Raw genomic sequence first — 9246 nt, 5'->3', positions numbered from 1 at the left:
GTTATCTTGACCCCAAACAATAAACAGACCTAATCTATGCCTACCAACACGCACCACATTTGCCTGCTTGGCACCGGATTGATTGGCGATTTCTACGTGGCCAGTCTTTACCAGCACCGGGGAAGAGAAATTGTACAATCGGTGTACTCCCGCTCTGAGGACCGGGCAAAGCAGTTCGCCAGCAAGTGGAACATCCCAACTACCTATACCGACATTCACCAAGCGGTACAAGACGAACAAAGCGATACGGTGATTGTCGCCCTACCTAACTACTTACATAAGGAAGCAATTTTAGCCGCAGTTCAAGCTGGAAAAAACATTCTTTGTACCAAACCCCTGGCGATGAACGGAGCGGAGGCCCTGGAGATTCTTCAGGCGGTAGAGAAAGCTGGAGTATTTCACGGCTACTTGGAAGATTTGGTGTATACTCCCAAGACCTTGAAAGCCCAGCAGGCAGTAGAGAAGGGGGCGGTCGGACAAGTACTCTGGACCCGCTCGCGGGAAGCCCACCCGGGGCCACACAGCGACTGGTTCTGGAACCCCGAATTCTCGGGCGGTGGGGCCATTATCGATATGGGCTGCCACTGCATTGAAATAGGGCGGAACTTCGTAGGAAAAGAGGTGAAACCCGTAGAAGTAATGTGCTGGGCCGATACGCTGGTAAAACCTATTGAAGCCGAAGACCACGCCGTAGGCTTGGTCCGCTACGAAACCGGTGCGGTCACCCAATTTGAGGTAAGCTGGGCGTTCCGAGGGGGAATGGACCTGCGTGATGAAGTATCCGGTACCGAAGGGACCATCCGCATTGACCATTTTTTGCGAACCGGTTACGAACTGTTCACTTCGGTAGGTATGCAGGGTTACGTAGCCGAAAAGGCAGAACAGGAAACTGGCTGGCTGTTTCCGGTAGGCGATGAGATTCACGCCTTGGGCTACACCCACATGTTTACTGATATGTTTAACGCAATGGACCAGCAACAAACCCCAATGGAGAGTTTCTACGATGGCTACGTAGTGAACGCCATTATGGATGCTAGTTATAAGTCAGCCAAAAGCAAGCAGTGGGAATCAATAGATTTGCCCGAGTGGCGCGGAAATACCGAAGGTAGTCAGCCACTGGGAGCCAAGGAGTACGATGAAGCCCATTGGCTTATTAAAGAAGAACATTTGCCCGACGGCCGGAAGAAGGCTATCTTAAAGGAAAAAGACAGCGGAAAAATTATTGAAAAGCAAACGAACCATTCATGAACACTTTTTCACCATTCACCCGCCAGCATTTCGCTGATTTTGAACGCGATGGCTACGTAATTATTAGAGGCTTTTTCTCACCGGAGGAAGCCGATCTCATTTACCAGACTTCCACCGAAGACGAGATAATCAACGATAAATCTTTTGACTTTAACGACAGTCAGGGACTGCGAACCAAGTTAGCATTGTGGTATACGCCTCAAGATGACATCTACGGACTTTACAGTCGCTCAGCCCGCATGGTAGAAGCAGCTGAAATGATCCTGGACGGCACGGTAGGGCACTATCATTCTAAGCTGATGCAGAAGGAACCTAAAAAGGGCGGAGCTTGGGAGTGGCATCAGGACTACGGCTACTGGTACAACAATGGGTTTTTGTACCCTGAAATGGTCAGTATTATGTTGGCTCTAACGGAAGCTACCCAGGAAAACGGCTGTATACAAGTATTAAAAGGTACCCACCGAATGGATCGGGTGGAGCATAACATAGCGGGAGAACAAGTGGGGGCGCAAATGGAAAAAGTGGAAGAAGCCATGAAGCAACATGAATTAGTATACGTAGAGCTTCAGCCCGGCGACGCACTCTTCTTTCACTGCAACTTACTGCACCGCTCCAATGCTAATCTCAGCGATCATTCTCGTTGGTCACTAATTTCAGTCTACAACAAAGTGACTAACAAACCCTACAAAGACGAACCCGCTTCTTGCTACACTCCTATTGAGAAAGTAGCCGATGATGCTTTACTGAAAGCCGGAAAGAAAGGTATTGCCGCCGAAGCCGATTTTCTATCCAAAGATAAGGATGCCGAGTTTAAGGAAGAGATTCAATAAAGGCTCAAAAAGTCTGATTAAGAAAACGATATGAATTTAATCTTTAGTAAACTGGGGTTCATTCTTGCAATAAGTCTAGTGGCCAGCCAATTCACGTTCGCCCAGCAAACCGTACACCGCTCTGAAGAAGCCGGACTTCAATACTTAAAGTATCTTCCTCAGGATTATGAATCTGGTAGCGAAGATTATCCTCTTCTGCTGTTCTTACACGGTGGAGGCGAAACCGGCGATAATATTGAATTGGTAAAAAGGCATGGCCCTCCCAAGTTAATTGAGCGAGGCAAGGATTTCCCCTTTATCATCATCTCGCCGCAAAACCCCGAAAACAAACTCTGGAACGACGCTGCTCTTAAGGAGCTGCTAGATGAAATAATCGATACCCATCGAATAGACGAAAGTCGGGTATACCTGACCGGGATGAGCCGGGGTGGTTTCGGTACCTGGCGGATGGCTATCCAAAACCCTGAGATGTTCGCTGCAATTGTGCCCATCTGCGGAGGCGGTACTCCGAGTTATGCCCAGTGGCTAAAAGATGTGCCGGTGTGGGCCTTTCATGGTGCTAAAGATCGAGTCATACCTCTTTCCCAAACTGTTGCTATGGTGGAAGCTCTTCAGCAGGCGCAAGGTAATGTTAAACTGACAACCTACCCCGAAGCCGGACATGATTCCTGGACAGAAACCTACGACAACCCAGAGGTGTACGATTGGCTGCTTTCTCATCGAAAAGCCGGAAGAGGAAAGCAGTATTCCCGGTAGAGTCTATTCAAAGTAAAGCCTAACTCACTACCGTTGAACTTAAAATAAATTATCCATAGTAATTTAAATCCTTACGAATGAAGAAGTTAACGCTATTTCTATTGCTGGCTACTTTATGTTACTCAGAAAGCGTAGCGCAGTCTTTTGATACAACCAATTCTGCGCGATCAGGATTCTACTTGAGCGTGATAGGGCAGGATGTTGATTTGGACAATCTGAACCGTGAATTAGAGCAGGCAGGAATTCCGAGGCTGACATCCGGATTGGTAGGTACCTCTTTGGGCTTCACCAACCGCTTTCGCGATCAAAATTCGTATGGAAATACTCAATTATCGCTTCTATCAACGTTTGACGATGGCGGTAATGCCGAAAGTGATGCTCGCTTAACTCTATGGAAAATATCTTTTGCCGGTCAATACGACGTAATCCCTAGCGAAAAATGGTTGGTTTATCCTTATTTACAATTTGGTACCAACTTAGCCCAGCTAAGAGTATCTTCTACTACTAATGTCTCGTCTTTCCAGGGAAGCTTAAGTAATTTGAATGAACCGGACGTATTGGTAAAACGCTACTCATCTGGATTATTTATTAGTGGGGGACTGGGTGCGGGCGTAGAGCGAAGGTTCACGTTTCCCGGAACGATCGGGTTCATAGGATTGAGCGCGGGTTACGAAGTAAGTCCGCGTTCGGAATGGCAGACTAATGGGGCTAACTATATTTTAACTAATTCACCTTCCTTCCGAACGAACGGCTGGGTGTTTGAGCTAAGGTTCCGATTAGAGTACGATCCTACTACCCTAACCGATAGAGAACGACAGCCCCGGGGCCTGTTTAAGTTCTTCCAGTAAGTAGGGGAAGCATCCGGAGTAAATAGCTATTGTTTAGCCTGATACTTTTCACTTAATTAGAACATGCGATATATTAGACATTGCTTTCTAGCTATTTTTATCAGTTTGTCTTCCTGCTTGCCTCAGAGTGAGCTACCTAAAGAATCTAGTAAGCTTTCTTACAATGTCGTTATTTTTCTAATTGATGACTTGGGCTGGACTGATTTGGGTTGTTACGGTAGCGATCTGTACGAAACGCCTAATATTGACCGCTTAGCCAAAGAAGGTGTAATTTTTACCGATGCTTACTCCGCTTGCACGGTTTGTTCACCAACCCGGGCAGCCATTATGACTGGCAAATACCCCGCCCGCCTGAACATAACCGACTGGATCGCGGGGCACCAGAACAAACACGGAAAGTTACTTCCGCCTGACTGGACAAAATATTTACCCAGCCAAGAGGTGACCATTGCTGAAATTGCGAAGGCGGCTGGCTACGTTACTGCTAGTGTCGGAAAGTGGCACCTAGGCGATTCGGTGGTGTACTATCCCCAATACCAGGGCTTCGACCGTAATGTGGCCGGTTACTACCGAGGGCAGCCACCTAGCTACTTTTATCCCTATGTACGTAGACAAGATACTTTGCCCTATTTAGAAGGAGGAGAAAAAGGCGAGTACCTTACGGATCGGTTAACCGATGAAGCCTCTCGTTTTATTACCGACCACTCCGAACAGCCTTTTCTACTGTATTTTCCTCACTATGCTGTGCACACCCCTATTCAGGGGAAAGATAGCCTCACTGCCTATTACCAACGTAAAGTAACCGATAGTCTACAGCATACTAATGCCGAGTACGCTGCTATGATTCACAGCACCGATGAAAGTGTAGGGCGGATTATGACGTTATTAGATAGCTTAAAAATTAGCGATCAAACCTTAGTAATTTTCACCAGCGATAATGGTGGACTTGAACTATTTGATATTACCCAAAACAACCCACTGCGGGCCGGTAAAGGCTCAGCCTACGAAGGAGGGGTGCGAGTGCCTATGATTATCCGTTGGCCAAAGGCCAGTAAACGAGTAGCAACAATTGATGAACCGGTAATTACGATGGATGTATTTGCTACGGTAGCCAATGTGCTGGGCACCGGGGGCGCAAAAGACTACCATCAGGATGGAATGAATTTGCTCCCAATGCTAGAAGCAAATACCGAAGTATTAGATCGGGAAGCACTATACTGGCACTATCCGCACTACCATCCGGGGGGTGCCAGTCCTTATTCGGCGATCCGGCAGGGTAGCTACAAGTTGATTGAGTTTTTGGAGGATAAGCATCTAGAGCTTTATAATTTGGAATATGACATTGGCGAAACCAACAACCTCATTAGCGAAGTGCCCGAAGTAGCCAACGATCTGTACAACCAGCTAGAAACCTGGCGGAAGGATGTGGGTGCGCAGAAGCCTAAACCCAATCCCCAGTACGACTCACTAAAGGCGCAGGAATTTTTTCGTTACTAAAAACTTAAAGCTCGTAAGTATTTATCAATATAAAGAGGCTTTTGCTTGCTTCTGTACTGCATTACGTAGCGAGGGTGTTCCAGCGGGATCACTTTTTTAAAAAATTCATATTCTTCGTTCAGCCTTTTCAAAAAGCGATAATTCTTTCCAGTACCCATACAAAATACTTTGTCACGATGAATGCCAAAGTTAAGTTGGGTTAGTAGACTTTCTAAAATGAAAGGAGTAACGGCTTCGGTTAGCTCAGAACTGTCGTAATAATTATAATTAGTTTCTCGTCCTTTTTCATCAATTTTGACAAAGCCTAACGGGCAAACCGAACTAATGTAAAAATTTTGGTAGAATTCTTCTACGCTTCCGTAAGCATCAATTACTTCGTATACAAAAACCGAAGAAGGCTCGTGTAGAGAAAACGGACTTTCCATATCGCAGTGCGATTTCAACCGCTTAGGATCAGTGAAGGGAATACCGGTAGCTCCAGCACCTAATCGGCCCGGATTAATACCTAAAATTAGATGGCGCGGGTGCGCATCGCTGTAGTACTTCCGGTAAAAGGTTGATGAGATATTTCGAACTTCTACACTTTCCTGAAAAGGGTTCATAGCCCGAATGTTTTCGGGTAGTTTAACATTTAGTTGAAGCTGGTTATTAAACTGAATGATATGTTCGGCAAAAGTCATATAGTCAACTGAGTAACGATGGTAAATCTAAGCTAATTCTAGATTAAGGGTTGCATACTATCCTAAAACCTCCGCGCGAAAGTTAATCTTTCGGAATTTTTAGCTCGTATAATAAAAATTTGTTAATTATAAAGAATAAAATTATTATACATTATTAATCTGTTACCCAAATAGTGCGGTATTTTGGATAAATCTTATTATACTAACTCTTCTGAGCAAGCTCAACCGTCAAATATGCCCCGCTTATGGCAAGATTTACGGGCGGGAGATGAGGTTGCTTTTACCCATCTTTACAATCGGTATTTTACTGATCTTTGCCGCTACGGAGAAAGAATAACCGGAAGCACAGAACTTATAGAGGATAGTATTCAAGATGTATTTGTGGAGATATGGAAGAGCAGAAATCAACTGCCTGCTGTACATTCGGTCAAATATTATTTGTTTAAGCGGTTAAAGAGGAAGATCATAAAAAAATTAGTAGATAAACGAAAAACTCCGCTGGTTAGTAACGTGATGGAAGAGTACAATTTTACTGTAGTGTTTTCTCACGAATCAGAACTAATTAATCAACAATTCTCTCAGGAACAGCAGCAAAAATTGCTTGCTGCTCTCAACCGACTCACCCGAAGGCAAAAAGAAGCGATTACCCTACGATTCTACGACGGATTTACCAATGAAGAAGTAGCTGGCTTATTATCCATGAACACCAAATCGGTGCGTAATCTCATTTACCGGGCTATGCTGACTCTACGAAAAGATGTTGCCTCGCTCACAGTACTCTTGTCACTATTGAGCTGATTCCATCAATAAATTAGCTCAGCTTCAGTTGACCTGCCCACATTTTCTACAGTATTCTCTCGAAGTAAACTGGCACGATTACTACGTCTCTTATTCAATCTATCATTTTGTTGTGATATTTAGTATGAAATATGTAAAATAAGCACTTATTTATTGTGCTAATTATAAAAGTGAAAAATAGTTTCTTTTTACTGAGGACACTCTTCCAATTTCTTCCCCTTCTAATAAATGCCAACAGTCTATGGACTATCAAGACTTTGACGCTATTGATTTTATACTGGATGACTTCTTTCAGGAGTGGGTACTTCATCCCTCTCCGACGACAGATCGATTTTGGCAAGGTTGGATTGGGCAACATCCGGAAAAAGAACCTACTATTAGAAAAGCACTAATTGCCATTCAGTCGCTAGATTTTCAGGGTATTGATTCCGAAAAATTTGATCGGAATAAAGTGCTACAGAATATTCGCGCCGCTATTAAAACGGATGAGCTTAAGGATGAACTCGATATTGCTTGGGAATCAGGCGAAACTCAAGAAGATGATGAAGTAGGGGAAACAATTATGTATTCGCTCCCATCTCGGAGATTCCAATTCAAGACAAGGTACTTTATGATGGCGGCAGCCTCAGTGTTTCTACTGATACTGCTAGGTGTGTGGCAACTGGTAATGACTACCTCTTCAGTAGAATATGCTACCGAATTTGGGGAAACAAAAACAATTATCCTGCCCGATAACTCCACGGTTGTATTAAATGCTAATTCCCGTATTCAGTATTACGATGATGGTAAGGGGCAGGGCAATCGTGAGTTGGACTTGTCGGGTGAAGCATTCTTTTCAGTAGTTCACAACAAGACTGATCAAAAATTTATAGTACGCTCAAACGGTGTAGCGGTAGAAGTATTAGGTACCGAATTTAATGTCAACAACCGTCGGGGTAAAACCCAAGTGGTGTTAAAATCAGGAAAGATATTACTGAATGTACCTACCAATCCACAATCATCAGTGACAGAAGAGCTGGCTATGGAGCCCGGCGATTTGGTAGAAGTCTCCGGACAAGATAAGCAAATAACCAAGAGGACCGTGAATCCCGATAAATATGCTTCCTGGACCAGGAATGTGCTGGTTTTTGATAATGTGCCCTTACAGGAAGTATTTGAGATGATTCAGGATACCTATGGCTACAACATTACCATTCTTGATGAGGAAATAGGAGATAAAATGTTTGAGGCTGAAATCTCAACGAGCGATCTCGATCTGATCTTAAAAATTGTATCTAAATCATTCAACCTAAATATAAAGAAACAGGGCAGTGAATTAGTGGTGAGCAAAAAGTAAAATCAGAGATTGATTTTGCCCAATATAGCAATGAAGCACCCGACAGTGATCATAATACAAAATAGAACCTAAAACTCGTTACTATGGACAATCAAGTACTACATTTTTTAAAAATTCTGCTCTGCGTTACGCTCCTGCTAGTATTTGAGCGGGCTGCAGGCCAGCAGATTGCAATTGCCCAAAAAAGCCAAGTGGCCAAGCCAAGCTCTTCTAGCCAAGATACCCAGGAAGAACTTAGTGAGGCACTAAAATTAATTGGACTTAAACATCAAGTGCGCTTTAGCTTTGATGGGGAAGTAGTGAAAGACAAATACGTTGAAAAAAGCCAAATTCCTGGCAAGAATCTAGGTGAAACGCTCATTACTGTGTTGACTCCTCTTCAATTAAGATACGAAAAAATAGATGAGGTACACTACGTTATTACCGCTATATCAGCTAAAAAAAGAGAAGTAGAAAAGCTGAATAAAAAGAAGCTAGATATTAAGAAGCCCACTCCGTACCAAAAAGATGCTTCATTTCAGTTAAATACCGTAGCTAAAAAGAATGCACTAACAGCGATAGAAAAAACAATAAGTGGTCAGATAGTAGATTTATCTACTAATGAACCTATTCCGGGAGTCAATATTCTAGCCAAGGGAACCACTACCGGAACGGTAACCGATATCAGTGGCAACTACCGCCTCACCGTAGCCGATGCGGTCACTACCCTGGTATTTTCCTCTATCGGTTTCGAAACCGTGGAAGAAACTATTAATGGGCGTTCAGTCATTAATCTTTCCCTAGCCCCCGATATCCAATCGCTATCTGAAGTAGTGGTGGTGGGCTACGGTACCCAGAAGAAAAGCGATATTGTGGGTTCGGTAGCTTCGGTATCCGCTGAACGGCTGGAGCAGAACGCGAATCCTAATATTTTCCAAGCACTGCAAGGGGCGGCTCCCGGTTTGAACATTACCCGAGGAACGGGCGACCCGGGCACCAACGGAAGCATTCAAATCCGGGGGATTAACTCTATTTCAGCATCTAACTCTCCGCTTATTGTGGTGGACGGAATTCCTTTTGCCGGTAACATTCGGGACATCAACCCGAACGATATTTCCTCGGTAGAGATTCTGAAGGACGCTTCCGCTGCGGCAATCTACGGGTCTCGAGCGGCTAGCGGGGTTATTTTAATCACAACTAAATTGGGAACTACTCGGGGCACCACGATTGAGTTCAACGCTTCCTGGTCAATCCAAAACGAAGCAGTTGAGTAC

9 protein-coding genes are annotated in these 9246 nt (G+C 44.3%); 8 read left to right on the top strand and 1 reads right to left on the bottom strand.

What is annotated here, in order from left to right; all coding sequences use genetic code 11:
* Positions 1 to 36: 36 nt before the first annotated feature.
* The 5 genes from WBA23_RS03465 to WBA23_RS03445 all read left to right on the top strand — a co-directional run bounded on the left by WBA23_RS03465 (position 37) and on the right by WBA23_RS03445 (position 5179).
* The gene (locus WBA23_RS03465) at positions 37 to 1248 is read left to right on the top strand and encodes a Gfo/Idh/MocA family protein (protein ID WP_424580854.1); all 1212 of its coding nucleotides are present in this window, start codon (positions 37 to 39) and stop codon (positions 1246 to 1248) included.
* Positions 1245 to 2078, top strand: coding sequence for a phytanoyl-CoA dioxygenase family protein (locus tag WBA23_RS03460; RefSeq protein WP_424580853.1), 834 nt, complete (start codon positions 1245 to 1247; stop codon positions 2076 to 2078). The genes WBA23_RS03465 and WBA23_RS03460 overlap by 4 nt, the downstream gene beginning before the upstream one ends.
* A gap of 30 nt (positions 2079 to 2108) precedes the next feature.
* Positions 2109 to 2834, top strand: a complete 726-nt coding sequence (locus WBA23_RS03455) for a prolyl oligopeptidase family serine peptidase (protein ID WP_424580852.1) — start codon at positions 2109 to 2111, stop codon at positions 2832 to 2834.
* A 77-nt stretch (positions 2835 to 2911) separates the two neighbouring features.
* Positions 2912 to 3682 (top strand): hypothetical protein, encoded by a 771-nt coding sequence (locus tag WBA23_RS03450; RefSeq protein WP_424580851.1) that lies wholly within the window; start codon positions 2912 to 2914, stop codon positions 3680 to 3682.
* A gap of 63 nt (positions 3683 to 3745) precedes the next feature.
* Positions 3746 to 5179, top strand: a complete 1434-nt coding sequence (locus tag WBA23_RS03445; protein ID WP_424580850.1) for a sulfatase — start codon at positions 3746 to 3748, stop codon at positions 5177 to 5179.
* Here WBA23_RS03445 and WBA23_RS03440 read toward each other — a convergent pair.
* On the bottom strand, positions 5176 to 5859 hold the full coding sequence (locus WBA23_RS03440; protein ID WP_424580849.1) for a uracil-DNA glycosylase family protein: 684 nt from the start codon (positions 5857 to 5859) through the stop codon (positions 5176 to 5178). The genes WBA23_RS03445 and WBA23_RS03440 overlap by 4 nt on opposite strands.
* Positions 5860 to 6042: 183 nt before the next feature.
* On the opposite strand from WBA23_RS03440, the gene WBA23_RS03435 reads away from it, so the two are divergent.
* From WBA23_RS03435 to WBA23_RS03425, 3 genes are all read left to right on the top strand, one after another.
* Complete coding sequence (locus tag WBA23_RS03435) at positions 6043 to 6657, top strand: RNA polymerase sigma factor (RefSeq protein WP_424580848.1); 615 nt, start codon at positions 6043 to 6045, stop codon at positions 6655 to 6657.
* 241 nt (positions 6658 to 6898) lie between these two features.
* A complete protein-coding gene (locus WBA23_RS03430) occupies positions 6899 to 7993 on the top strand; it encodes a FecR family protein (RefSeq protein ID WP_424580847.1) in 1095 nt (364 codons plus the stop codon).
* 83 nt (positions 7994 to 8076) lie between these two features.
* On the top strand, positions 8077 to 9246 hold a 1170-nt coding region (locus WBA23_RS03425; protein WP_424580846.1), incomplete at its 3' end, for a TonB-dependent receptor plug domain-containing protein.

Source organism: Tunicatimonas sp. (assembly GCF_049647865.1).
Taxonomy (GTDB): Bacteria; Bacteroidota; Bacteroidia; order Cytophagales; family Cyclobacteriaceae; genus Tunicatimonas.
The sequence above is the reverse complement of the archived record's forward strand: the minus strand, read 5'-3'. Positions and strand labels throughout refer to the sequence as shown.